The 24646-nt window shown below is 36.7% G+C and carries 26 protein-coding genes; 8 read left to right on the plus strand and 18 right to left on the minus strand.

Translation table 11 applies throughout. The features are described 5' to 3' along the window. Positions 1-31: 31 nt before the first annotated feature. The 10 genes from IWB64_RS04110 to IWB64_RS04155 all read right to left on the minus strand — a co-directional run bounded on the left by IWB64_RS04110 (position 32) and on the right by IWB64_RS04155 (position 6462). Positions 32-343 carry a hypothetical protein gene (locus IWB64_RS04110; protein WP_194532802.1) on the minus strand — a complete coding sequence of 104 codons (312 nt, stop codon included), beginning with the start codon at positions 341-343 and terminating at the stop codon, positions 32-34. Between the two features lie 69 nt (positions 344-412). Next, positions 413-715: a hypothetical protein gene (locus tag IWB64_RS04115; protein ID WP_194532803.1), complete on the minus strand. Its 303-nt coding sequence runs from the start codon at positions 713-715 to the stop codon at positions 413-415. Between the two features lie 70 nt (positions 716-785). After that, positions 786-1097 carry a hypothetical protein gene (locus tag IWB64_RS04120; RefSeq protein ID WP_194532804.1) on the minus strand — a complete coding sequence of 104 codons (312 nt, stop codon included), beginning with the start codon at positions 1095-1097 and terminating at the stop codon, positions 786-788. Between the two features lie 507 nt (positions 1098-1604). Further along, positions 1605-1922 (minus strand): hypothetical protein, encoded by a 318-nt coding sequence (locus tag IWB64_RS04125; RefSeq protein ID WP_194532805.1) that lies wholly within the window; start codon positions 1920-1922, stop codon positions 1605-1607. 363 nt (positions 1923-2285) lie between these two features. Next, positions 2286-2594, minus strand: coding sequence for a hypothetical protein (locus IWB64_RS04130; RefSeq protein ID WP_155594990.1), 309 nt, complete (start codon positions 2592-2594; stop codon positions 2286-2288). A gap of 230 nt (positions 2595-2824) precedes the next feature. Further along, a complete protein-coding gene (locus tag IWB64_RS04135; protein WP_194532806.1) occupies positions 2825-4363 on the minus strand; it encodes a DUF4301 family protein in 1539 nt (512 codons plus the stop codon). Then, entirely contained in the window at positions 4360-4926 is a 567-nt protein-coding gene (locus IWB64_RS04140) for an AAA family ATPase (protein WP_194532807.1), read from the minus strand. The genes IWB64_RS04135 and IWB64_RS04140 overlap by 4 nt, the downstream gene beginning before the upstream one ends. After that, entirely contained in the window at positions 4881-5519 is a 639-nt protein-coding gene (pnuC, locus tag IWB64_RS04145; RefSeq protein WP_194532808.1) for a nicotinamide riboside transporter PnuC, read from the minus strand. The genes IWB64_RS04140 and pnuC overlap by 46 nt, the downstream gene beginning before the upstream one ends. Next, a complete protein-coding gene (locus IWB64_RS04150) occupies positions 5503-5763 on the minus strand; it encodes a thiamine-binding protein (protein WP_194532809.1) in 261 nt (86 codons plus the stop codon). Before IWB64_RS04150 ends, pnuC begins: the two co-directional genes overlap by 17 nt. 66 nt (positions 5764-5829) lie before the next feature. Continuing rightward, positions 5830-6462, minus strand: a complete 633-nt coding sequence (locus IWB64_RS04155; RefSeq protein ID WP_194532810.1) for a 4'-phosphopantetheinyl transferase family protein — start codon at positions 6460-6462, stop codon at positions 5830-5832. A gap of 82 nt (positions 6463-6544) precedes the next feature. Between IWB64_RS04155 and ahcY the strand changes: the two genes are divergently transcribed. Then, positions 6545-7861: an adenosylhomocysteinase gene (gene ahcY / locus IWB64_RS04160; RefSeq protein ID WP_194532811.1), complete on the plus strand. Its 1317-nt coding sequence runs from the start codon at positions 6545-6547 to the stop codon at positions 7859-7861. 327 nt (positions 7862-8188) lie between these two features. Here ahcY and rpmA read toward each other — a convergent pair whose 3' ends face one another. From rpmA to IWB64_RS04175, 3 genes are all read right to left on the minus strand, one after another. Further along, a complete protein-coding gene (rpmA, locus tag IWB64_RS04165; RefSeq protein WP_155594997.1) occupies positions 8189-8449 on the minus strand; it encodes a 50S ribosomal protein L27 in 261 nt (86 codons plus the stop codon). 78 nt (positions 8450-8527) lie between these two features. Next, positions 8528-9175 carry a 50S ribosomal protein L21 gene (rplU, locus tag IWB64_RS04170; protein ID WP_194532812.1) on the minus strand — a complete coding sequence of 216 codons (648 nt, stop codon included), beginning with the start codon at positions 9173-9175 and terminating at the stop codon, positions 8528-8530. Between the two features lie 185 nt (positions 9176-9360). Further along, positions 9361-9825 carry a DUF4199 domain-containing protein gene (locus IWB64_RS04175; RefSeq protein ID WP_194532813.1) on the minus strand — a complete coding sequence of 155 codons (465 nt, stop codon included), beginning with the start codon at positions 9823-9825 and terminating at the stop codon, positions 9361-9363. 167 nt (positions 9826-9992) lie between these two features. On the opposite strand from IWB64_RS04175, the gene IWB64_RS04180 reads away from it, so the two are divergent. After that, positions 9993-11315 carry a M16 family metallopeptidase gene (locus tag IWB64_RS04180; protein WP_194532814.1) on the plus strand — a complete coding sequence of 441 codons (1323 nt, stop codon included), beginning with the start codon at positions 9993-9995 and terminating at the stop codon, positions 11313-11315. A 73-nt stretch (positions 11316-11388) separates the two neighbouring features. Further along, on the plus strand, positions 11389-13458 hold the full coding sequence (locus tag IWB64_RS04185; protein WP_194532815.1) for a M16 family metallopeptidase: 2070 nt from the start codon (positions 11389-11391) through the stop codon (positions 13456-13458). 161 nt (positions 13459-13619) lie between these two features. Here the strand turns inward: IWB64_RS04185 and IWB64_RS04190 are convergent, their stop codons facing one another. The 4 genes from IWB64_RS04190 to IWB64_RS04205 all read right to left on the minus strand — a co-directional run bounded on the left by IWB64_RS04190 (position 13620) and on the right by IWB64_RS04205 (position 18452). Continuing rightward, positions 13620-14726 (minus strand): imelysin family protein, encoded by a 1107-nt coding sequence (locus IWB64_RS04190; protein WP_194532816.1) that lies wholly within the window; start codon positions 14724-14726, stop codon positions 13620-13622. A 13-nt stretch (positions 14727-14739) separates the two neighbouring features. Next, on the minus strand, positions 14740-16170 hold the full coding sequence (locus IWB64_RS04195) for a di-heme oxidoreductase family protein (protein ID WP_226975802.1): 1431 nt from the start codon (positions 16168-16170) through the stop codon (positions 14740-14742). A 69-nt stretch (positions 16171-16239) separates the two neighbouring features. Then, positions 16240-17415, minus strand: a complete 1176-nt coding sequence (locus tag IWB64_RS04200) for an imelysin family protein (RefSeq protein WP_194532817.1) — start codon at positions 17413-17415, stop codon at positions 16240-16242. Positions 17416-17576: 161 nt separating this feature from the next. Next, a complete protein-coding gene (locus tag IWB64_RS04205) occupies positions 17577-18452 on the minus strand; it encodes a DMT family transporter (RefSeq protein ID WP_194532818.1) in 876 nt (291 codons plus the stop codon). 212 nt (positions 18453-18664) lie between these two features. Between IWB64_RS04205 and IWB64_RS04210 the strand changes: the two genes are divergently transcribed. After that, positions 18665-19075, plus strand: a complete 411-nt coding sequence (locus IWB64_RS04210; protein ID WP_194532819.1) for a hypothetical protein — start codon at positions 18665-18667, stop codon at positions 19073-19075. Between the two features lie 111 nt (positions 19076-19186). Next, positions 19187-19606 carry a hypothetical protein gene (locus IWB64_RS04215; protein WP_194532820.1) on the plus strand — a complete coding sequence of 140 codons (420 nt, stop codon included), beginning with the start codon at positions 19187-19189 and terminating at the stop codon, positions 19604-19606. 39 nt (positions 19607-19645) lie between these two features. Here the strand turns inward: IWB64_RS04215 and IWB64_RS04220 are convergent, their stop codons facing one another. Further along, positions 19646-20899: an NAD(P)/FAD-dependent oxidoreductase gene (locus tag IWB64_RS04220; RefSeq protein WP_194532821.1), complete on the minus strand. Its 1254-nt coding sequence runs from the start codon at positions 20897-20899 to the stop codon at positions 19646-19648. Between the two features lie 207 nt (positions 20900-21106). Here IWB64_RS04220 and IWB64_RS04225 point away from each other — a divergent pair, with 207 nt between their 5' ends. The 3 genes from IWB64_RS04225 to fabG all read left to right on the plus strand — a co-directional run bounded on the left by IWB64_RS04225 (position 21107) and on the right by fabG (position 24632). Further along, positions 21107-22645 (plus strand): HAL/PAL/TAL family ammonia-lyase, encoded by a 1539-nt coding sequence (locus IWB64_RS04225; protein ID WP_194532822.1) that lies wholly within the window; start codon positions 21107-21109, stop codon positions 22643-22645. Continuing rightward, complete coding sequence (locus IWB64_RS04230) at positions 22642-23769, plus strand: WG repeat-containing protein (RefSeq protein WP_194532823.1); 1128 nt, start codon at positions 22642-22644, stop codon at positions 23767-23769. Before IWB64_RS04225 ends, IWB64_RS04230 begins: the two co-directional genes overlap by 4 nt. A 107-nt stretch (positions 23770-23876) precedes the next feature. Beyond that, a complete protein-coding gene (gene fabG / locus IWB64_RS04235) occupies positions 23877-24632 on the plus strand; it encodes a 3-oxoacyl-ACP reductase FabG (RefSeq protein WP_194532824.1) in 756 nt (251 codons plus the stop codon). The last annotated feature ends 14 nt before the right edge of the window (positions 24633-24646 follow it).

Below are 24646 nucleotides of genomic sequence, written 5' to 3' on the forward strand. Positions count from 1 at the left end.
GTATTATTTGGGGGAACTAATAACCTTATTCTTACTGCTCTATAGCGTTTCCTTCTTCGTCAACGATAAGCGCACCTGAAGTACCATCCTCTAGAGAAACTTCCAATTTGTACTGGTTAGCTTCATTTTTATGTGCTGCGTTAATAGTAGCACCTGGGTAGTTAGTTTCAACCATAGTAGTTACTGCTTCTGGAACTTCTTCCAATGCAACCTCAGCAAAAGTATCTTGCTCTTGTGCTACAGCTTCAGTAGCCGTTTCAACAGCTTCAGTAGCTTGCTCTTCTTGAGCGAATGCAGTTAAACTTCCTAATGCGAATACAGACGTGATAAATAATTTTTTCATAATGTTCTATTTTTATATGTATATAATTAATGGTAATAGTATTATTTGGGGGAACTAATAACCTTATTCTTACTGCTCTATAGCGTTTCCTTCTTCGTCAACGATAAGCGCACCTGAAGTACCATCCTCTAGAGAAACTTCCAATTTGTACTGGTTAGCTTCATTTTTATGTGCTGCGTTAATAGTAGCACCTGGGTAGTTAGTTTCAACCATAGTAGTTACTGCTTCTGGAACTTCTTCCAATGCAACCTCAGCAAAAGTATCTTGCTCTTGTGCTACAGCTTCAGTAGCCGTTTCAGCAGCTTGCTCTTCTTGAGCGAATGCAGTTAAACTTCCTAATGCGAATACAGACGTGATAAATAATTTTTTCATAATGTTCTATTTTTATATGTGTATAATTAATGGTAAAATGCTTTGTCTTTGGGGACTTTTAAGCCAATTCTTATTGCTCTATAGCGTTTCCTTCTTCGTCAACGATTAGCGCACCTGAAGTACCATCCTCTAAAGAAACTTCCAATTTGTACTGGTTAGCTTCATTTTTGTGTGCTGCATTAATAGTAGCACCTGGGTAGTTAGTTGCAACCATTGCAGTTACTGCTTCTGGAACTTCCTCCAATGCAACCTCAGCAAAAGCGTCTTGCTCTTGTGCTACAGCTTCAGTAGCCGTTTCAACAGCTTCAGTAGCTTGCTCTTCTTGAGCGAATGCAGTTAAACTTCCTAATGCGAATACAGATGTGATAAATAATTTTTTCATGATATAATGTATTAAGTTTATTACTAATTGATTTCCCTTAGTATATAGAAAATATGATACCAACAATCATAAAAACATTTAATTACTTGATACGTAGTGAGTTATAATTTTTGTCGATTTTTAAAAGTGTGTATTATTGTAAAATTTTGTTTCATTTGGGTAATAATTCCACAGTATACACAGTACACAATCCACACTTATGCTTTGGTAGAAGCCTTATTTATAAAATTCAAACTAGCTTCAATATAATTTTTAAGTAATTTCAATTTTAGAAAAGAACCTTATACCAGAAAATAAAAAATCCGGTCGAATATATTCGCCGGGAGACTTTCTACAAGAACAAGTTATGCTGTATTTCAATTTTACCCTAAGAAATCACTATCAATAATTAGTAGTTCTACGTTTCCAGTATTTAAACATATTACCATATACACAATAGAAAGGGGCTGCAAATGCAACCCCTTTCTGACCAAACCAACTTGATACAAAACAAATAACTCAAGTTATTTACATTTCAATCCAGTTACCATTTTCGTCAGCATACAAAGTACCAGCAGTACCATCTTCTAGAGATACTTCTAACTTAAACTGATTTGCTTCGTTTGTATATGCTTTATCTATTGATGCAGTAGGGTAGTTTTTAGAAACTGCAGCAGTTACTGCTTCCGGTAACTCATCAGATGATACTTCAGAAAAATCATCTTGTGTAGCTGCTACGGCTTCAGTTGCTTCTACTTCTGCATTCTCAATTACTGTAACTTCTTCCTGAGCAATAGCTGAAAGACTTCCTAATGCAAAAACTGCTGTGATAAATATTTTTTTCATAATCGTATGCTTTATTTTAAATGTTCTGTTTTTACTAAAGAAATAATGATACCAAAAAAGAAAATACTATACAAATAATTGATAATCAGTTATATAACAATATTAGCGCCTATGTAAAGTGTGTAATAGTGTGTATTCGTAATTAAAACTTGTGTAAAATATACACGAATAGCCAGGAGCAGCCAGATGAACCAACATACTACCAATTACCTCAATTAAAATCTTAAGTAAGATTTCAACCTTTAAAAATTTTCACTTAACCAATTAAATTAAGACTAGTGAAAAAACAAAAAGTCCCGACTTCATATGAAGACGGGACTTTTCTACTAACTTTTTTAACTATACAGTTAAATAAGAATACTCTTATTTTTCAATCCAGTTTCCTTCAGCGTCTGCATACAATTCAGCAGTTTCACCGTCTTCTTTAGCAACTTCTAATTTATACTCAGCTTCTTCGCTTAAGTAAGCTTTAGAAATAGTTGCACCTGGGTGAGCAGCCTCTAGAGCTTCAGAGATAGCAGCAGGAACTTCTTCCACAGCAACTTCAGCGTAAGCATCTTGAGCTTCAACTACTTCAGTTACTACTTCTTCTGCAACTACAGTTTCTTCTTCTTGAGCAAAAGCAGTCATTGTACCTAAAGACAATACTGCAGCAAACATTAAATTTTTCATTTTGTGTGTTTTAAAATTATTATTTGTTTTGACAATCGATTAGTATAAAGAGAAAATGATGCCAACAGCACCATCTCTCCTCAAAAACAAATCAACATACTGATTATCAATATTTTAATATAAAATCACACAAACATCAACGTGTATACAGATGTGTAAAACATAAAAAAAAGTGTGTAAAAAATACACACGTTTTGAGTAATTAACTGTTTAATTATTAAATCGATAATTTATTTAACCTGATGTGCAGGTCTCAATAAATCGTTTACGGTCTTAACAGGGTTGAAAGTAGAAGAAGGTACTTCAACAAAAATGGTGTTCCAAAAAGCCATTGCACCATTCCATAAACCAGGAAGCTCTAATGCTTTTAACTCTCTACCTTCTTTAGTCTTACCGGTAATGAAACCTTGCTTAACATCTACAAAATTCATAAGGTTATACTTTTCTCCTTTATAATTCTTAACGGCACAAACTAAATCTACAGGGTTAAAATGCGTAGAATTTTTGAGAATACTAGCCTGCTGGCTTTTGTCCATATCTATTTGAGCCGACTCAATAATCTGAAGTGATATATTACCCTTTCTGTCATTAATCCAAAATGGCCCTCCACCTGGCTCACCTTCATTGACCACCATACCACAAATACGTATGGGTCTGTTAATCTTATCTTTTAATATTTCGATCTGCTCGCCAATGCTAAAACCAGAAAAACTATCCGAGAAACGAACATTAAGGTCGTTTTCTAAAAAGCTCTTAATTTCATCTAACTGATTTGATGTCAACTCATCGTTGTCCAAAGTCTTGGCATAAGCAAATGCTTTCTCCTGAGCCGTTATAAGAACACCAGCCAATACCTTTTTACTATCTGCAACCTCGGTCGCAAATTTTGGTACGGTTACGTTATCTATATTCTTTATAAAAATAATGTCTGCATCTTGCTCGTTCAAGTTCTCTATTAATGCACCATGCCCACCTGGTCTAAATAGAACAGAACCGTCACTATTTCTAAAAGGTTCATTTTGCATATCCACAGCAATAGTATCCGAAGATGGCTTTTGATTGGAATAGGTTACCTTAAAGGAAGTATTGGTAGCTCCAGAAACACGTTCTTTTACGTCATTGAACTCCTTATTGAACATATCACCATGCTGTTCGCTAATAGTAAAGTGTAACTCTGCCGTATCGCCAGTTTTTGCATATACCGATGCTTCGTTCAGATGCTCTTCAAAAGGTGTAGCTGTATGGTCACCATAATTATGGAAAGGCAATAAACCCTTTGGGAAAAACCCATAGTTTAAAGCATCTTCTGACATCATCTCTTTTACAAAAAGATAAACCTCTTCATCTTTTGAGGAAGTTTTTCCTGCAATACGTTGCTTTACCAAATCATAGAAAGCAAAATTGGTCATCCCTTCAGAAAATTCTTTAAGGGCTTTATCATTTGTACGTTCAAAATAACTATCAAGTGTTTCGTTTGCTGGGTTGTATGAGTCCAAGAAATTAAATAAAGCCTTAAACATACGGGATGCGGCCCCAGATGCCGGAACGAACTTCAATAAAGACAAATTGCTTTGAGAAGCATCAAACTTCTGTATCAATCCCTTTTCTTCTGCATCGGTAAATTTTGAAAGACCTTCACCCACCGTGGCGGCCTTTTCTAATTGAACAAACGGAATACCTTCTTTAAAAGTTTCTATTTGATCGTGCACCTTTTTTTCTGAAATTCCTTTTTTAGCCAGTAAGGCCAAATCCTTTTCTGTTAGTATCATTTAATCTTCAATAAGTTATCTATATGTTCTACAGCTGCAGTTAAGCGTTCTTGTTTATTACCGGTTAATATAACAAATTTCCTATTATATTTTTCAAGGGTTTCTTTAAAGTATTGAAACATACGTTCCCGTTCTTGCGGCTTATCTCTTAAATCATCGCCCACCCAAGGCACATCTATATAAGTAAGAAAATATAAATCATAATGATTATTTAATGCATGTTTCTCCAAAGCTGGATCACAATAACCAAGATAATATGCTTCAGAATACACTTTAGTTTCAAGCAAATCCGTATCACATATAAGCACATTGGAAGCCTTTTTTGCCAGTTGATTTTCTAGTCTCATCTGTCCTTCCGCAATAGGCAAAAGGTCTTTAGGTTCGCAAGTCTTGCGTTCGTTGTTCCATTTATCCTGTAAGTACTCTCGTGCATACTCAGCAACCCAAACCGTATTATAATGGCGGGCTAACTGATCAGAGAGTGTAGTTTTACCCGTAGATTCTGGACCAAACAACACTACTTTAATAATGTCTGAGGGCTCTTGTTCAAACTTTTTTTCCATGCGAGATAACCGTAAACTGCAACAATTGTAAACAAAAAGTATTGCAGAGAGGTAAATATAAGGCCTTTGTACCAATAAAGGGGAACGCTAATAACGTCACCTATAATCCAATACACCCAATTTTCTAATTTCTTTTTTGCCATAAGCCACATACCCACAAAGAAAATTGCAGTGGTAATGGTATCTACATAAGCTGTCCAATTATTGAATTTATCAAAATACAAATAAACTAGACACACAAATACAACTGTAATAGCAAAGAACAGCACGGACCATTTCTTCTCGCTGTTTGTTGTTCGGGTAATAGGTATGAAATGGGTAGCATCTACTTTACGCGTCCAAATGTACCAACCATATATACTCATAGAAAAGTAATATGCATTTATAAGCATATCACCCAAGAGACCAAACACCAAAAGGATATAAACAAAAATTGCTGTGCTTATTATCCCCGTAGGGAAAACTAAAATGTTTTCTTTTTTTGAAAACCAAACACTAAGAAAGCCAAAGACTACCCCAACAATTTCCAAGACTACCAGATGTACGGGCGTACCTTGGTATTGGGCAAATATCCAATCAAAAAAATGGTTCATACTCGCTTCGGTCAGACTTTACAATTTTCATGAACAACAGACCTTTATCCATCAGCTCAAAAGCTTCTTTAATATCGTTTTTAAGAACATCCATTACCTCATTATACTCTCCAAAAACTTGTGTGCTTAATGGGTTTTCTAAAACCGTAAGACCGGAGGCACGCAGTTTTTTTATAAAATTGATAATGTGTTCCTCAAAATCGTCTTGTAGAGGGGAAAAGGTGAGTTCTACCGATATGTTCATTTTCTTTGATTATTTATTAAAAAGAAATAAAATTGATTGTAGTTTTTTCTATTGAAATACTAGATTTTAACTCTTTAAAGCGTAGACACAGGTAAAACCTTCAAACTCCATAAATCTTATTTGATAAGTCGATAAATCTCCGTGGTATAAAATGTCAGCAGTAGTAGCCGCACTATCAAAAGTGAAATCTTTCACATTAATATGATGGATAAAGCTTAGACCCTGTTGAGCATATATTTTATAAAGCGCCTCTTTACTACCCCAAACAATAGTAAGTTTTCGTATTAAAGCATCAGTATTCGCTATAGTTCGGTATTCTTCAATAGGCGTAAATTTGTGTGCTATCCGTAGGATTTTCTCCCTTTGCATCTCAACATCTATCCCAACCTCATTTTTGGTGCTCACGATAATTCCTGTAAAGTGGTTGGAATGGGTGATGCTTATTTTATTACCATCTTTTAAATGGGGCTTTCCAAATTCATCATACTGCAAATCCGCATCAACATAACCAGCTTCTGCCATTAAATGTCTGATACTTAAGAACCCCCTGCGGTGCATCTCAGATTTCATACCCAACATTCGGTTTTGGCAATATTGAGTCAGGTCTATATCTTTAGAAAGTTCCTGTTCTGATTCGGTAACCTTCCAGATATACACCTTAGTGTCCTTATTTACCTTTACTATCTTATAAAGAGGCATAGGGTTCTATACGTTTTTCTTAACTTTGCATCCACAAATAGCAGAATAGCTAATATAACGAAAGTAAAAAATAAAAAAGAATATGGATACCAAAACTGTTTCTTATGTACCTTATAAGGTAAAAGATATTTCTTTGGCGGATTATGGAAGGAAAGAAATAGAACTTGCAGAAGCCGAAATGCCAGGTCTTATGGCATTACGTGAAGAATATGGAAAAGAACAACCTTTAAAAGGTTCTAGAATTGCCGGATGTCTTCACATGACCATTCAAACTGCTGTTCTTATTGAAACATTGGTAGCCTTGGGTGCCGATGTTACTTGGAGTTCTTGTAACATTTTCTCTACACAAGATCATGCCGCTGCTGCAATTGCCGCTGCTGGCATACCTGTTTATGCTTGGAAAGGGATGACCGAAGAGGAGTTTAGCTGGTGTATTGAGCAAACTTTGTTCTTTGGAGAGGACCGCAAGCCATTAAACATGATTTTGGATGATGGGGGAGACCTTACAAATATGGTATTGGATGATTATCCTGAATTAGCGAAAGCTATTAAAGGTCTTTCTGAAGAGACTACTACTGGAGTTCACCGTTTATACGAGCGTGTGAAAAAGGGAACTTTACCTATGCCAGCCATTAATGTAAATGATTCGGTTACTAAATCGAAATTCGATAATAAATACGGATGTCGCGAAAGTGCAGTTGATGCTATTCGTCGTGCTACAGATACCATGCTTGCAGGTAAAAAAGTTGTAGTTGCCGGTTACGGAGATGTTGGTAAAGGTACTGCCGCTTCTTTCAGAGGTGCTGGATCAATTATTACCGTTACTGAAATTGACCCAATATGTGCTCTTCAAGCATGTATGGATGGTTTTGAAGTTAAAAAATTGGAAACTGTTGTTGGTAAAGCTGATATTATTATCACCACTACAGGTAACAAAGACATCATCCGTCCAGAGCATTTTGAAGCTATGAAAGATAAAGTCATAGTTTGTAACATTGGTCATTTTGACAATGAGATCGATATGACTTGGTTGAACAACACCCATGGAGCCTCTAAAGACGAAATCAAGCCACAGGTAGACAAGTATACTATTGACGGTAAAGATATTATTGTATTGGCAGAAGGTCGCTTAGTGAACCTTGGTTGCGCTACAGGCCACCCAAGTTTTGTAATGAGTAATTCCTTCACAAACCAAACTCTAGCACAGATAGAGCTTTGGAAGAACAGCGCTAATTACAAGAACGAAGTATACATGCTACCAAAACATCTAGATGAGAAAGTAGCTGCGTTACACCTATCTCGTTTAGGTGCTGAGCTTACAGAACTTAAACAAGAACAAGCCGAATATATTGGTGTAACTGTAGAAGGCCCATTTAAGCCAGAGTATTACAGATATTAGGCTTTCGACTAAATTAGACCTTCGACTGCGCACAGTTCTAATTCACTAAACTGTGCTCGGTCTTAATAAAAATAGATTCAAAAACCCTTACAGCAATGTGAGGGTTTTTTGTTTTCTAAAACAATAATTATTGGATGAATAAAGGCAATTTAGACTCACACAGTAAAAATATAATAAAGTTAATACGTGATTATAGCAGTACAAACATTTGATACTTTACAATAAAGTATATGAGTATAAATCTCATTTAAAAAATCTCACGTTTAAACAAAAAAACCCTCTCCAAAAGATTGGAAAGGGTTTTTTATACGATAAAAGAAAGACTATTTAAGCCTCAAAAGGCTCAATGGAAACAAATGATTTCCCTCCTGCTTTCTTTTCAAACTTTACCAGTCCGTCTACACGGGCATGCAATGTATGGTCTTTACCGGCATACACATTCTCACCTGGATTGTGTCTTGTACCACGTTGTCTAACGATGATATTTCCGGCAATAGCAGCTTGGCCACCAAAAATCTTAACGCCTAAACGTTTCGATTCCGATTCCCTACCGTTTTTAGAACTACCTACACCTTTTTTGTGTGCCATGATATTAGGTTTTAAAAAGTGCTACCGTTAGTAAACTATAGGTTGCACAATATTGATTATACTTTAAGGGGTTAGCAGTTATGCTTTACCACCGTCTAATTCGTCTTGCCATTTTTTCAACTCATCCCACTTACCTTCAGCAGCTAATTTAGCTTGTGCAGGCCATGTATCAGTTACGTGGTTACCACGTACATCTGCGATGATTTCAGAAATCTTAGCGGCATCAACTTTTGCTAATTCAGCAAATGTAGAAATACCTGCAGCAACTAAAGTTTCGGCAATTTTTGGTCCGATACCTTCAACTTTTTTCAAGTCATCTGCTTTTCCAGATTTCTTAGGAGCAGCAGCTTTCGGTGCAACTTCTTTTTTAGCAGGCTTCTCCTCTTTCTTAGGAGCAGCAGCTTTCTTACCACCTTTCGCAACGATACTCTCGATTACGATTTCGGTCAAAGCTTGACGGTGACCATTTTTAACTTGGTACCCTTTACGTCTCTTTTTCTTGAAGACGATTACTTTGTCACCTCTTAGGTGTTTAACGACTTTTGCCTCAATAGTGGCTCCGTCTATAGCCGGGGCGCCTACAGTAATGTCCGATCCGTCTGCTAAAAGAAGTACATTGTCAAAAGTTACCTTTTTTCCTTCTTCAGCTTGTAAACGGTGAACATACACTTTTTGGTCTTTCGCAACTTTAAATTGCTGCCCTGCCATCTCTACGATTGCGTACATAATTGTGTATATATTAGTTTATTGTTTTCGCTAATTTTTTCAATTAGCGGATGCAAATATACGTCTAAATCGTTAACCCACAAGTGTTTTTTGTAAATTTTACCCTTGTTTTTGGGGCAAAAAGGACAAAAAGAAAGCCGCAAATCATCTTTGCAGCTTTAACTTTATTTTTTTTCTGATATTTCTCAAGTATTATTGACTAATTTTCTTTTAAGATTACGGCTAGTTTTAAACAGTTGCATGAATGATAATGTCAACACCACTGTTGTTGCAAAACCCATAACGGCAACAGTGAAAAACACTATACCTTCAAAACTTTTGTAATCCTTAAACCAGACTGTAGAAAGCTCTTCCAAAAACAACACATTAACTTCTGTACTATACAATGCAAAGAAGATCGTAAATGCAAAAGTCGCCACAAAACCAGTTATAAGTCCCGCAGTAAATCCTTTTCCGTAGTCAAAACTATCTGGATGCTTTAGCTTAAAAGCCTTGATAGCCTCGTAAATTCCTCCTGCCGTAATTATACCATTAAACAGACTGAAAAAAATATTTGTGTGTAAGTTAAATAAAGACAGAATCAAAAAATAAGCAATTAGGCAACCGCTAGTGGCGATTCCAAATCGAATGGGTTGTGCGAATTGTTTCATTTTATAAGTTTTTGAAGTTCAGTTCTTTAAATTACAAATTATTTTAAAACGATGCTACAAAAGCGTGTTAATTAGAAGCGATAGAGTTAACTTTTCTTACAAAAAAGATATATTCGTGTAACAATCCTAAATACTCGGCTACTAACTTAGCATCTAAACACTATACTATGAAAAACAAATTACTATCAGGAGGTTTTCTTCTCCTAGCTGGGTTTTACCTTCAAGCACAAGAGGTAACCTACGAAGAGTACGAATTAGATAATGGTCTTCACGTCATACTCCATCAAGATAAAACCGCACCTCTGGTTACCACATCTGTAATGTACCATGTGGGTGGCAAAGACCGTACTGAAGGCCGTACTGGTTTCGCTCACTTTTTTGAACACCTACTTTTTGAAGGCACTGATAATATAGAACGTGGCAAGTGGTTCGAAATCGTTTCGTCTCATGGTGGCAAGAATAACGCAAATACGTCTCAAGATCGAACCTATTATTATGAAGTCTTTCCTTCCAACAACCTTAAACTAGGACTTTGGTTAGAATCTGAACGTATGATGCATCCGGTTATTGACCAAAAAGGTATTGACACTCAGCAGGAAGTAGTCAAAGAAGAAAAAAGATTACGTTATGACAATAGCCCATATGGTGAACTTATTAATGAAGTGGGCAAAAATCTCTTTAAAAAGCACCCCTATAAAGACCCTAATATTGGTTATATGAAAGATTTGGATGCTGCAACTTTGGAAGATGTAATTGCTTATAATCACAAGTATTATGTACCAAATAATGCAGTCTTAGTAGTTGCCGGAGATATTAATGTTACGGATACCAAGAAAATGGTAGAAGACTATTTTGGTCCCATACCTAAAGGAGCAGACGTAACACGTAATTACCCAAAAGAAGACCCCATTTTAAAGGAAGTTAGAGCCAAGGCTTATGACGCCAACATACAGATTCCTGCCTCTGTTATTTCCTACAGAACCCCAGGTTTTAAGGAAAGAGATGCATATGTTCTAGATATGATATCTACTTACCTAAGTGACGGGCGTAGTTCAAAACTGTATAAGAAAATGGTAGATGACCAGAAGCAGGCATTACAAGTTGGCGCTTTTAATGTAGGGCAAGAAGATTATGGCATGTATTTAGTTTATGCGCTTCCAGTAGGAGAAACCGCTTTAGAAACTCTGGTTACCGAAATGGAAGAAGAGATTGCTAAGGTTAGGGACAGTCTAATTTCAGAGAGAGATCATCAAAAACTATTGAATAAGTTCGAAAACCAATTTGTAAACTCAAACTCTAGCGTTGAGGGTATTGCAAATTCATTGGCACGTAATTATTTACTTTATGGTGATACTGAATTAATTAATAAAGAAATTGACATCTTTAGATCTATTACACGTGAAGAAATTATGGAAGTAGCCAATAAATATCTGAGACCAGATCAGCGGGTAATTATAGATTACCTTCCAGAAGAACCTCAATCTAACTAATTTATTTAGAGCATGTCTTTTATACCGCTGCTCCATTTTTTTTGCACTTTCTTATAAAGTAAAAACACTATACATGAAAAATATATTTACAACTCTATTCTTTCTTGCTTTTGCCCTAGTTGCACAAGCTCAGATAGACCGTACCCAAATGCCGGAAGCAGGCCCCGCGCCAGAAATAAATCTAAAAGATCCACAGACTTTTGAACTTAGAAACGGACTTAAAGTCCTAGTGGTAGAAAACCATAAACTACCAAGAGTATCTATTCAATTAAGTATTGACAACCCTCCAGTTTTAGAAGGAGCAAAGGCAGGTGTTTCTGCACTTACAGGCAGTCTGCTGGGTAAAGGTTCCAAAAATATCAAAAAAGACGATTTTAACGAAGAAGTAGACTTCCTAGGAGCTCGTATCAATTTTGGTTCTCAGAGTGCTTTTGCAAGTTCACTTTCCAAATATTTTCCAAGAATATTGGAACTCATGGCCGATGCCGGATTGAACCCAAATTTTACCCAGGAAGAGTTCGATAAAGAAAAACAGAAAATACTAACAGGATTAAAGACCGAGGAAAAAAGCGTTGCTGCCATTTCAGGAAGAGTTGGTTTGGCTTTGGCATATACCACGAAGCACCCTTACGGCGAATTCATGACGGAAGAGAGTATAAATAAAGTTACACTTACGGATGTTATTCAGTTCTACGAAGATTATTTTGTTCCAGCCAATGCTTATTTGGTTGTTGTAGGCGATATAAAATTTGATGATGTAAAAACTTTGGTTGAAGAACAATTTACGCCATGGACAAAAGCAACACCACCTTCTTTTGGCTTCTCCAAACCATCAGATGCATTATATGCGCAAATCAATTTTGTTGACGTACCTAATGCTGTTCAATCCGAAATCACAGTAGAAAACTTGGTCAACCTTCAGAAAAAAGACCCTGATTATTTATCGGCACTTATGGCAAACGAAATCTTAGGTGGTGGTGGCGAAGGTCGCTTGTTCTTAAACCTTCGCGAAGATAAAGCATACACGTATGGCTCATATTCAAGATTGGGTAATGATAAGTATGTCCCTGCTCGCTTTAGAGCTACTGCAAGCGTAAGGAATGCCGTTACCGATAGCTCTGTTGTCGAAATTTTAAAAGAAATTGAACGCATCCGTACTGAACCAGTTACCAAAGAAGAGTTAGAAAACACAAAGGCAAAATATACCGGTCGGTTTGTGATGGCATTAGAAGACCCTTCTACCATAGCTGACTATGCGTTAGAAATAGAAACCGAGAATTTACCTAAGGATTTCTACAAAACATACCTTGAAAAAATCAATGCCATTACCGTTGAAGAGGTACAACAGGCTGCACAGAAATACATAAAGCCCGATAATATTCGTATTGTAGTTGCAGGAAAAGGGAGCGAAGTAGTTAACAACTTGGAAAATGTAACCTTTAAAGGCAAAAAGATACCTGTTAGCTACTTTGACAAATATGCTAACGCTACTAAAAAAGCGGATTACGCTGCTAGTGTACCTACAGATGTAACGGCCAATACCGTATTGAACAAATACATTGAATCCATAGGAGGAAAAGAAAAATTGGAAGCTGTAACCTCCTATTCCCTTTTGGCTGAAGCCGAAATGCAAGGCATGAAACTAAACTTAGAGGTTAAAAAAACCAATAAGGACCAGTTTATGCAAGATGTGAAAGTGTCCGGAAACTCAATGAGCAAGCAAGTCTTTAATGGAGACCAGGGCTACATGGTAATGCAGGGACAGAAAAAAGATATGGGTCCTGATGAAATAGAAAAAGTAAAAGATGAATCTGCTCCTTTTCCCGAACTGAATTACCTCAACACGGATGTTACTTTAGAAGGTATAGAAAGTATTGATGGCAAAAAGGCCTACAAACTGAAAATATCCGAAGAAAAAACAGCGTTCTATGATGTTGAAACCGGTCTAAAAGTACAAGAAGCCACGACAGCTGACATGGGCGGACAGAGTATCACTAGCACCATTAATTATCTTGATTATAAAGAGGTTTCTGGAATTCAATTTCCTTTTCTTATGGCGCAATCAGTAGGACCGCAAAGATTTGAATTTATTGTTTCAGAAATAAAGGTCAATGAAGGTATTTCAGATACCGATTTTGAATAAAAGCAATATTTGAATAGTATTTTATGTGCGGTCGTAGCGTCTGGGAAATTACCTCCCCTACTTTACGACCGTACTGCATTTTACATTTATTCCAAACTATCCTATCTTGGCCACATTACTATGGTTTAAATAATTATACCATAAAAAATACCGTTCAGTTTTTAATCTCCATCATTGTCGTTAAACGTTACTACAATGTTAGCGGCACTTGAATAATCGTTTTTCAACAATGCAATAATCTCTGTAACTGCATCTCTTAACTCCACAATCTTTTCAGGATTATCTACGGCAAGAATTTTTAAACTTACCTCAGTTTCACTGAACAAAGCTATTGCTTCATTAAATGTAGCCAAGATATTATCATTCAAATCAGCTCGATCTAAAACATCAACTAAATAATCCTCCATTCCAAAACCCTCGGTTTCAAAATTGCCTGTATATGTTTTCTTTAGTGTTTCTAGATTTACGAGTATAGCCTCCCTAGAAGTTTCACTATAAAATGCCTCTAAACGTAATTCCGGGTTTTCAGAATTATTTATTATCTGTTCTAGTTTTTTTAGCTTTATCGTCTCTAGTTCTGCAATAACAGCATTTACCATCAAATTTTGACTCCCGTTTACGCCGCTTTCAAGACGTGTCTTAAAAGAAGATTCCGTAGCAATCCACAATTCTTGCAAACTCTTGGCATTCGTATTTAGATTTTCAGCTATTGACACCAAATAATCCATCCGATTTTGAGCATTTTCACCAATACTCATTTCTTCTAAAACCTTGGCTTCAGAGGTATAATAAAGCAAATACTCAATAGCTCCATATCCCTTTGACAAAACTCCCAAAGTAGCAATATAATCTTCATCAATAGGTGTCTCACCGTCAATGCTTTCCTCTATTGCATCTAAATCTATTGGCCACTCATGAATTTGAGAGTGGACAAAAGAATTTCTTACGACTCCTATATTATAACCTTCTGCTTGTTCCCAAAACATAAATGCTTCTGACCAACTGTTTTTAAGGTCAGTTAAAGATTTTTCCGTAGGAAGCTCTATAAACGCATTGGAAGCCTCTAATAATTTTTGAGTCAATTGGATATGCTCTATCTGTAGTGGCTCTATTTGATTGTCATACAAATTTGCAATCTGTAATCTACGTCCTTCTTCTATACTGGTCATTTCTACTACGACTTGATTATCGTCGGACCCGCAAGAAATATTTAGCGTAAGAACGGCACAAAATAGACTAACATATACTATTGCCTTTTGGTATTTCATTTTATTAATTGGATTATAATGTTTCAATAAATGCTATAATTTTCGTGCGTTCCTCTTTATTTAGAGCCATAAAACTATTCTTAATGGCTTCTGCCTCGCCTCCATGCCACAATATGGCCTCTTCAATATTTCTTGCTCGCCCATCGTGTAATAAATTGGTATGGTCGTTAACCGTCTCAATAAGACCAACACCCCACAAAGGTGGTGTTCTCCATTCATTTCCTGTAGCTCTAAATTCAGGAGCACCATCACTTAAGGCATCCCCCATATCATGCAAAAGTAAATCTGTATAAGGTCTAATAGTTTGGTTTGCTAAAGCATCTATCGCATAAGCGCCCGTTTCAAAGGTTGCGATGTGACACCCAGAACAATTTATAGAATTGAAAAGTTCTTTACCCTGAAGTACTTCCTCATTATCAAAATCACGTCTGGCAGGCACAGATAAGGTAGCCGCGTAAAAAGCCACATTATCTAAATTTTCATCTGGAATTTCCGGACTTCCGCCATTGGAAATTTCATCACAATTTAACTCGGGATTACAGTTTTCTTCAGGAAACAAAGAAGAAGTAATACCCAAATCTCCAGAAAAAGCGGCCGCTACTTGTTGTTTTACAGTAGGCTGATTAGCTTTCCAACCAAACCTTCCTAATTTAAGATTTGCAGTATTAACATCATACACATAATTAGGGCGACCCGAAATTCCATCACCATTTACATCGTTTTCATCCTCATAACTTAAAATAACCGCCTCAGGAATAGCATCTAACAGTCCAAGACCTATCATCTGATTAGCAACTCTAGGAGACACCTGAACTCCAGCATTCATTGCGCCATAATTCAAGTCTACCATTTCATAAATGGGTTTTTGTAAATCTACCGAGCTACCATCAGAATAAGTTACCACCACTGTTTCATAGGTTACACTTAGAACACCTTCTCTATCAATCCCAAAAATACTATTATCCTGAAATTGTCCACCATAAATAGGGTCAGGGATAGTTCCTCCGTTTACACCGATTCCTGGCAAAGTCAATCGCAGTAACAAGCCATGCGCCAACTCCCCTTCAAAAGCAGGAGGACGACCTCTACCATCCTTAAAATGACAACCGGAACACGAACGCGCATTAAAAAAAGGTCCCAAACCATCTCGTGCTGTTGTAGATGCCGGAGCTGTAACCCAACTCTGATTAAACAACGAATTACCCACTCCAAAAGTAATTTGATCATCTAATGACAAGCCGTCTACAGAAAAACCAAAAGCATCTGGAGAAAATATAAAAGATGTTGCACTACCCCCGGACAACTCCTCATCTTCTTCCGGAACCAAAGGGGTATAATCATCCGTATTACTGCACGAAGCCGAAACTATAAGCAACAACAACATACCGTACTTGAATAATAAATTATGTCTACTACCCTTTTTTTTACTATTTAATAAGTTCATAATACAATAAAATAGCAAACAGGACCGCAACTAAGCAACCCTGTTTTTAAATATTACAAAAGACTTTTACTAATTAATTTCCAAAGGTGTTTTAGCCTCCAAAAGCTTATTTCCAAAAGCCTGAAGAGCAACAACCGCTTCTTGCACTTTAGCTCCTTCAACACCTGTTTTACCCTGCACGATAGCAAAATCAAATGGTATTGCCGTTGCGTTCACCGCCGTTTCAGCAGCGGCAAGCAATGTATCTAGTTCAGAAGCCAAATCTGCATCAACTTCTGCAATCAAATCAGCTAATGAAAGTCCAATTACTGAACCGTATGCACCTGTATATACATTTTTAACACCCTCAAGATTCAATCTAATATCTCGGTGCGTATTATCACTAAAACAAGAATGCTCATCTTCTTGATCCTGATTATTTAATGCAACTGCCATTCGTTCTACCGCCAATTCGCTGCTTGATAATTCAGCAATACTACCCAACATATTATTCAATGCCTCTTTTTCAGATAAAGCCAAAAACGTGGCTTCGTAACTTGTTGACCACGCATCAACCACTTCTTGAAGATTATCTACTAATAATGCTGCTACCACTTGCAAATACGTTCTTCTTCTATCTTGATTAGCCGCGGTACCTTCATCTACAAAATCTGTATAAGGTCTTTGTCCGCTAATTTTTTCAGATGGATCGGTAAGATCCTGGCCCCAAAGCAAAAATTCAATAGCATGGTAACCAACAGAAACATTTTCTTCTGTATCACCTTCACCATTCTTAACAACCAGATTAGCTTTGGTAATCTCAAAAGTGGCATCTGTATCATTTATTAGCCCTGCTGTAGCATCTCCCTCAACATAATCTACATAAGCCTCATCCATTGGCCATGAATTCAGTAAACCTTCTAAATCCTCTGTATCTCCAGTATCAATTGGTCCATTTGCAAAACGAAAAGCCTCTGTTGTTCCATAAGACTCTCTAGATGCCAACCAAGCAGTCTTAGCGGCTTCAAAACTGACCTCAGTTGGATCAGCAACGAATGTGTCAATAGCAGTTTGTAATGCCTGAGCATCTGCAAGTGCCGCAGCGTAATTGGCCTGAACAACATCAGTATAATTTTCCATTACCTCTGCACGTACCAGAACTTCTTTTTCGTCAACCTCACTAGTACCATTATCATCACTAGAACAAGCAGATAAAACAAGGGCAAAAGCACTTAATACATATAACTTTGAAATTGGTCTTTTCATTCGATTATTATTTAGACTGTTTTTAAATAGTCCGCAAATATATTTTTTCAAAACGAAACAACCAACGTTTATTTAGATTAAATACAAATAATTTTATGAGTACTAGCAGTACATTACGGATATAAACCGTAACCCATACAAGCAGAGAAGATTAAATTAATTTACTTTTTTCGCCTGTTAACCATCCAGACACCCAACAAAATAACTAAACCACCAATAAGTTGGTAAGCGTTTAAAGATTCTCCGTCTAAAACGCCCCAAAAAATGGCGACTAGAGGAATTAAATAAGTAACCGATGCTGCAAAAACCGGACTAGACAATTGTATTAATTTGTTGAAAAATATATTGGCAATTGAGGTTCCTACAATGGCGAGTATCAAAAGATACCAAAGCGAAGATTGCATGGTTATATTCCCTTGAACTTCATTAAAAAAACCCGAGTAAATAACCAACACTAAAGCAGGCAAAAAAGCTATGGAAAAACTAGCTGTTGTGACTGCCAATGGGCTTAAATGATTTAAATGCTTCTTTATAATATTAATATTCAGGGCATACGCTAAAGCTGAAAGTAGGATGAAGATAGCATACCAATAATTTTGATTAGGATTAAAATCCATTCCGGCAACAACTAATGCAATTGTTCCTGCCAAACCAATAAAAACCCCTGCCACCTGCCTTTTAGTTATTAGAGCACCAAAAAGGAGCACGCCTACTAGCGTAGTTAATAAGGGTACCACAGAATTTAAAATAGAAGTCACACCACTATCAATCTGCGTTTGTGCAAGAGCGAACAGAAAAGGAGGAAAAAAGGAACTCAATAAACCTGCCCATGTAACCCATTTCCAATCCTTAATACTCAAAGTACGAATGCTTCTAAAGCCGAATAAAAAAAGAATAAGAGACGCGAATACAATTCGTAAACCACCCAATTGTATAGGTGTAAGCCCAACCAAAGCTTTCTTTATCAAGATAAACGAAGAGCCCCACACCAATGATAACAAAATCAGGTAAAGCCACTTTTTATTATAATCGTTCAAGGTCTTGTTGGGTTAAGGTTATTTGAAACCAAAAAGTAAAGGTGGGGATTTTTTAGAAAAATTGAATAAAACTATCACATCATATTTCTCACTAGTTTAAATCTTATTAAATTCATACATCGATAAAATAAAATTCAAGAACCTCAGCCTAATTTGATTTCAATCAGCTGTTTTAACCGTCACGGGAGTATTATCTTTGCAAAAAACATAACATGAAAAAAACAATCATATTAATGGTACTCGCTTTTGCCGCTTTAACCATTTCGTGTAATTCAAAAACAGACAGTACCCAAATGAAAACCGTTATGGCCGTACATGACGAAGTGATGCCAGAAATGGGTAAAATGGGTAAATTGGTAGGTGAGCTTAGTAGTAAAGAAGATAGTACCGCAGTTGGCCTAAAATACAAACAAGCACGTATGGACTTACAGGAAGCCCATAAATCCATGATGACCTGGATGCAAAATTTTGGCACTCGTTTTACTTCTGATGAAATTCTTAATGGCGCAGAACTGTCTGATGAGAAGCAGGTTTGGTTGAACGAAGAGCAAGTAAAAATTGAAGATTTACGCGAACACATCAACGGAAGCATTAAAACCGCTGAAGAACTATTGAAGAAATAAGTCATATCACGCAGTATACCGAAAAAACACAGCGTTAGCAGATAAATAGAAGCATTTGAGGCAGTTAACCCGTATTTTTACCTAGTACATTATTACAAAAGTCCTATTGCTATGAAGAACTTATTTTTAACGCTTACTACAGTTTTGGTTTTGGGTACCATTTCTATGAGCTCACAAGATACTGCTGTTGAACCTACCAAAATGGAACAGGTAATGGCATCTCATGACGTGGTTATGGATAAAATGCCTTTGATTTCTAAGCTTATAAATCAATTACAGACCAAAGCGAACGCTTCTTACGAAAAGAAAAAATACGAAGATGCTATCGCAGACCTTAAAAATGCGAACAAGTCTATGATGACCTGGATGGAGAGTTTTGGTAAGCGTTTTAACGCAGATGAAATGTTGAAAGGCAAAGAACTTACCCCTCAAAAACAAGAATGGATACTTGAAGAAGAAGAAAATGTTTCTCTATTGGACGAAGAAATAGACTTAAGTATTGACCAAGCAGAAGCTGTTTTGAATAATTAAAATAACACCTCTGCAAATAGACCTCGATTAAACTCTATTTCAAGAATCATCTTTCGCTTCCATCTCCATATCTGCAATATGTGCCACTGTTTTCACTAACCTATTATGTTTTTTAACGAACGGATTTGTTTTATCCCACACATAGCCAGCTAACACTGCGCAAATCTGCTCTTTTATTACAGGGTTTTCCGTACTGTGAAAGAAAATAGTCTGCAAGTTTCCGGTGTACCACTCCTTAACATATGTAGAAAATACATTTACGCCTTCTAACATATAATCTGTGTACTCTGTTTGCCAATCTACTTTTTCTCCTTTAAGCTCTTTAGTTATTAATTGGGAAGCCAAATAAGCAGACTCCACAGCAAAAGTTACTCCTGAAGAAAATACAGGATCTAAAAATTCTGCGCTGTTCCCAGTTAGCACATATCCTTTTCCACAAAGTTGCTTAACTGACTTGGCAATGTTCTTTATCATTCTAGGCTCAAACGTATAGTCTACGCCATCAAACCTATCAAAGTAATAACTTGAAAGCTTCATCATTTGCTGAAGTTTCTCCGTATTGGTTCCCTCAAAAGACTCTAAATATTCAGTCTTACCAACATAACCAATGCTCGTAGAGCCGTTAGAAAAAGGAATAACCCAAAGCCAAGTATCCGTATCAATTACATCAAAAGTAATTATGGTACCCTCTTCCCCTTCGGGTCTTTTAATATCTTCTACATGTGTAAATATGGAAGAATGTTTAGGTATTTCTGAAGGCTTCTCTAAATCCAACAATCTAGGCAATACCCTACCAAAACCACTGGAATCAACAATATACTTTGCATGAACGGTAGATTCATTTCCGTCTACATCCTTTATGGTCGTAACCGATGAGCCATCCTCAGAAAATTCTACTGCGGTTACCTCCTTTTCAAAAGCAATATCCACACCCCAAGATTGTAACTCATCGGTCAAGGCTTTATCAAAGTCGGCTCTAGGTACTTGCCATGTCCAATCCCAGCCATTTCCGTGCTTCTTACTAAAATCAAAATTACAGACTACCCCTTTATCGTTCATAAAACGGGCACCACCTTTCACTTCAAAATTCATAGCTTTAAGACAATCCAACAAACCCACTGCCTCAAAACTATCCATACAGCGCGGTATAAGACTTTCGCCTATTACAAAGCGAGGAAACTTGCTCTTCTCAACCACTTTTACTTTTAGCCCTTGTTTATGAAGGTATGCGGATGCAACAGACCCTGATGGACCTGCTCCAATAACCAAAACATCTACTTTCTCTTGCTGCATTTACTAGATTTAATGTTAACCTTCTACAAGTACCGACACTAATAAACTAAAGATACCTTGCTAAAAGAAGTGTATTGTCTGCTAAATTAAGACATTGATTCACTAATTATTATAAATTTGCAATCCAAAATCGCTAATTTTAGGTTCCCAAGTCTTATTTGAAGACGTCACTAAAATATTACAAATACCTCATAGAATCAACCATAGATGCCGAAAATAGAAGGAAAGTTAGGAATTGAAGAGTTTTATAGTATCATTTTCAAAGGAGAACCTTTATCAATTGATGACAAAGTAATCAAGACGGTAAAAGACAGTTTTGATTTCCTAAAGGAATTTTCAAAGAATAAAGTTATTTACGGAGTAAACACTGGTTTTGGCCCAATGGCTCAGTATAAAATCAAAGATTCTGAAACCATTCAGCTACAGTATAACTTAATTCGGAGCCATGCTTCAGGCACGGGCAACCCTATACCTCCCAAGTATGTGAAGGCAGCAATGTTAGCTCGTTTAAACACTTTAAGTCTTGGTAATTCCGGAGTTCATCCTTCGGCACTAGAAGTAATGACCTCTCTAATCAATGAAGACGTTACGCCTCTAATTTTTGAACATGGTGGTGTAGGTGCAAGTGGCGATTTAGTTCAACTGGCACATTTAGCCCTTGTTCTTATTGGTGAAGGTGAAGTTTTTTACAAAGGAGAAAGAAGACCTACCCAAGATGTTTTTAAAGAATTGAACATCACACCTATAAAGGTAGAATTGCGTGAAGGTCTTGGTCTAATAAACGGAACATCCGTAATGACCGGCATAGGAATCGTGAACGCCATTTATACGCGTAGGTTATTAGAATGGACTATCTGCTGCTCCTCTGCAATAAATGAAATTGTACAAGCTTACGACGATCATTTATCAGAAGAGCTTAACCATACGAAAAGACATAAAGGGCAACGCGAAATTGCACGAGCAATGCGAAGCCATTTAGAAGATAGCACGCTTACACGCAAAAGAGAACATCATTTATATGTTGATAATAATGGAGTTTCCGTTTTTGAGGAAAAAGTACAAGAGTACTATTCTATACGTTGTGTACCGCAAATCTTAGGACCAGTGTTGGATACTTTGCAAAATGTAGAAAAAACACTCATAGAAGAGGTGAATTCTGCCAATGACAACCCTATTGTTAACGTAGAAAAGAAGAATGTATATCATGGTGGTAATTTCCACGGGGACTATATTTCTTTAGAAATGGATAAGTTGAAACTTGTTGTTACCAAAATGACCATGTTGGCAGAAAGGCAACTTAATTATCTTTTAAATTCAAAACTGAACGATATCCTGCCTCCTTTTGTAAACTTAGGAACTCTAGGCCTCAACTTTGGTATGCAAGGGGTACAGTTTACGGCAACATCAACCACCGCCGAAAACCAAATGCTATCAAACCCAATGTATGTTCACAGTATTCCTAATAACAATGACAACCAAGATATTGTTAGTATGGGTACGAATGCCGCCAATATTACCAAGCAAGTAATTGAAAATGCTTTTGAAGTAATAGCTATTGAAATGATTACCGTAGTCCAAGCTATAGAATACTTAGACTTAAAAGACAAGGTTTCTTCTAAGACAAGAATGATGTACGACGCGGTTCGTAAAATAGTTCCCCCGTTTAAAGATGACACTATCATGTATCCTTATGTAAACGAGGTAAAAGACTATATTATTAACCATCAAAATAAAGAAGTAAAATGAAAAAGCTAGCATTTTTATTGGTACTTATCGTAAACACATTCACTCTTTGTGCACAAGAATATGCCTTGGTCAGAGAAGATGATAAATTTGGTTTTATAGACAAAACAGGCGCTTATGCAATTGAGCCACAGTTCGAAAAAGCAGGTAGCTTTTCAAACGGCTTAGCAGCGGTCTTGGAAGATGATTTCTGGGGATTTGTTGACACGAAAGGGGAATGGGCAATTAAACCTGACTATGACCGAGTAAAAATGTTCAATTCAGGTTATGCCTTGGTTTTAAAGGATGACCAGTGGAATTATATTGATACGACAGGTAAAAAACTTGAAACTCCAAACAGTGAAAAATATTATGATTTTGAAGATGGAGTCGCCCTTTTTCGCGCAGGAGATAAAGTTGGGCTTTTAGGAACCAGTGGCAAACTAGTATTAGAGCCTACTTATGACGTTATAAAAAAATTTAGAAACGGCCATGCTAAAGTGAATAATGGGGAATTATGGGGAATGATTGATGCCACCGGAAAAGTTATTATTCCTGTTGAATATGAAGAAGTAGGAAACACCTATAAAGATGCAGGCGTCTATGCAAAAAAGAATGGAACTTTTGGAATCGTACATAATGGAAGTTTTAATCCAATTGATAATGCCACCAAAGTGCATAACTTTTATGGAGATTCAAAACTAACCTATGCTTCTCGAGAGAAAAAAACAGGCTTTGTAAATAGCAATGGGGAATGGGTTCTTGAACCTAAATTTGATAAGGCCAGAGCTTTTTCTAATGGTTTAGCTCCTGTTGCGGAAGGCAAAAAGTGGGGTTACATCAACGAAAAAGGAGAAATGGTCATAGAACCTCAATTTCGTGATGCAGAAGTGTTTTCAGTAAGTGGTTTTGCTCCTGTAAAAGATAAAGCGTGGGGTTTCATAAACACTTCTGGCGAGGTCATCATTCCTATGGAATACGGTATTTCAGGTAATTTTGCTTTCTTAAAAGGTTCAGAAGAAAAAGGCTTTGTAAATGGTGTGGCTAGAGTAAAATCTAAAAAAGGTTGGGGCTTCTTTAATGAAAAAGGTGAATTATTAGGTGACAAATGGTTTCAGAATGCAGAGCCATTCGTATCTGTTAAATAAAATCATTTCTTTTTTTAACTACAAAATATCGCTAGCTTTAAGTAACAACTAGCGAACCTAACAACACGCTCCGTAGTTACGGAGTTTTGAAAACTTACAATTCTTAAATGGAAGAAAAGAAAGCGGAAAAACAAAAATATGCCTTGGTAACTGGGGGATCTAGAGGAATAGGCCGTGCAGTATGTGTACAACTAGCCAAGGACCTAGACTACCAAATTCTTATCAATTATAATAGTAATAAGGCAGCAGCAGAAGAAACGCTTAAGCTTGTAGAAGAAGCTGGCGGAAAGGGAGAATTAATGCCTTTTAACGTTACGGATGCCAATGCTGTAAAGGCCGCTTTAGAAAACTGGCAGGAAGCTCATGAAAATGATATTGTAGAGGTAATCGTTAACAATGCCGGAATTACGCAGGACGGTATGTTCATGTGGATGAAATACGAAGACTGGTCCAAAGTTATAGATACTAGCCTTCATGGCTTCTTTAATGTAACCAATGCCCTTATTCAAAAACTTTTGGTCAATAAATATGGTCGTATCATTAATATGGTTTCCGTTTCAGGCCTTAAGGGCACACCTGGCCAGACCAACTATTCAGCGGCTAAAGGAGCGGTTATTGGTGCAACAAAAGCACTTGCACAAGAAATTGCAAAAAGAAACGTTACAGTAAATGCTGTTGCACCTGGTTTTATCAGAACCGATATGACAAACGACCTTGATGAAAAGGAATTAAAACGAATGATTCCTGCAAACAGGTTTGGAGAAGCAGAAGAAGTAGCACATGTTGTATCTTTTCTAGCATCAAAAAAATCGGGTTATATTACTGGTGAAGTCATCAATATAAATGGCGGTATTTATTCTTAAAAATTACAAAAGGG

The organism is Zobellia nedashkovskayae, assembly GCF_015330125.1.
Taxonomy (GTDB): Bacteria; Bacteroidota; Bacteroidia; order Flavobacteriales; family Flavobacteriaceae; genus Zobellia; species Zobellia nedashkovskayae.

Excerpts from the sequence above, each read along its gene's own strand:
- IWB64_RS04110 (WP_194532802.1), bottom strand. The coding sequence starts at position 343 with ATGAAAAAATTATTTATCACGTCTGTATTCGCATTAGGAAGTTTAACT.
- IWB64_RS04115 (WP_194532803.1), bottom strand. The coding sequence starts at position 715 with ATGAAAAAATTATTTATCACGTCTGTATTCGCATTAGGAAGTTTAACT.
- IWB64_RS04120 (WP_194532804.1), bottom strand. The coding sequence starts at position 1,097 with ATGAAAAAATTATTTATCACATCTGTATTCGCATTAGGAAGTTTAACT.
- IWB64_RS04125 (WP_194532805.1), bottom strand. The coding sequence starts at position 1,922 with ATGAAAAAAATATTTATCACAGCAGTTTTTGCATTAGGAAGTCTTTCA.
- IWB64_RS04130 (WP_155594990.1), bottom strand. The coding sequence starts at position 2,594 with ATGAAAAATTTAATGTTTGCTGCAGTATTGTCTTTAGGTACAATGACT.
- IWB64_RS04135 (WP_194532806.1), bottom strand. The coding sequence starts at position 4,363 with ATGATACTAACAGAAAAGGATTTGGCCTTACTGGCTAAAAAAGGAATT.
- IWB64_RS04140 (WP_194532807.1), bottom strand. The coding sequence starts at position 4,926 with ATGGAAAAAAAGTTTGAACAAGAGCCCTCAGACATTATTAAAGTAGTG.
- pnuC (WP_194532808.1), bottom strand. The coding sequence starts at position 5,519 with ATGAACCATTTTTTTGATTGGATATTTGCCCAATACCAAGGTACGCCC.
- IWB64_RS04150 (WP_194532809.1), bottom strand. The coding sequence starts at position 5,763 with ATGAACATATCGGTAGAACTCACCTTTTCCCCTCTACAAGACGATTTT.
- IWB64_RS04155 (WP_194532810.1), bottom strand. The coding sequence starts at position 6,462 with ATGCCTCTTTATAAGATAGTAAAGGTAAATAAGGACACTAAGGTGTAT.
- ahcY (WP_194532811.1), top strand. The coding sequence starts at position 6,545 with ATGGATACCAAAACTGTTTCTTATGTACCTTATAAGGTAAAAGATATT.
- rpmA (WP_155594997.1), bottom strand. The coding sequence starts at position 8,449 with ATGGCACACAAAAAAGGTGTAGGTAGTTCTAAAAACGGTAGGGAATCG.
- rplU (WP_194532812.1), bottom strand. The coding sequence starts at position 9,175 with ATGTACGCAATCGTAGAGATGGCAGGGCAGCAATTTAAAGTTGCGAAA.
- IWB64_RS04175 (WP_194532813.1), bottom strand. The coding sequence starts at position 9,825 with ATGAAACAATTCGCACAACCCATTCGATTTGGAATCGCCACTAGCGGT.
- IWB64_RS04180 (WP_194532814.1), top strand. The coding sequence starts at position 9,993 with ATGAAAAACAAATTACTATCAGGAGGTTTTCTTCTCCTAGCTGGGTTT.
- IWB64_RS04185 (WP_194532815.1), top strand. The coding sequence starts at position 11,389 with ATGAAAAATATATTTACAACTCTATTCTTTCTTGCTTTTGCCCTAGTT.
- IWB64_RS04190 (WP_194532816.1), bottom strand. The coding sequence starts at position 14,726 with ATGAAATACCAAAAGGCAATAGTATATGTTAGTCTATTTTGTGCCGTT.
- IWB64_RS04195 (WP_226975802.1), bottom strand. The coding sequence starts at position 16,170 with ATGAACTTATTAAATAGTAAAAAAAAGGGTAGTAGACATAATTTATTA.
- IWB64_RS04200 (WP_194532817.1), bottom strand. The coding sequence starts at position 17,415 with ATGAAAAGACCAATTTCAAAGTTATATGTATTAAGTGCTTTTGCCCTT.
- IWB64_RS04210 (WP_194532819.1), top strand. The coding sequence starts at position 18,665 with ATGAAAAAAACAATCATATTAATGGTACTCGCTTTTGCCGCTTTAACC.
- IWB64_RS04215 (WP_194532820.1), top strand. The coding sequence starts at position 19,187 with ATGAAGAACTTATTTTTAACGCTTACTACAGTTTTGGTTTTGGGTACC.
- IWB64_RS04220 (WP_194532821.1), bottom strand. The coding sequence starts at position 20,899 with ATGCAGCAAGAGAAAGTAGATGTTTTGGTTATTGGAGCAGGTCCATCA.
- IWB64_RS04225 (WP_194532822.1), top strand. The coding sequence starts at position 21,107 with ATGCCGAAAATAGAAGGAAAGTTAGGAATTGAAGAGTTTTATAGTATC.
- IWB64_RS04230 (WP_194532823.1), top strand. The coding sequence starts at position 22,642 with ATGAAAAAGCTAGCATTTTTATTGGTACTTATCGTAAACACATTCACT.
- fabG (WP_194532824.1), top strand. The coding sequence starts at position 23,877 with ATGGAAGAAAAGAAAGCGGAAAAACAAAAATATGCCTTGGTAACTGGG.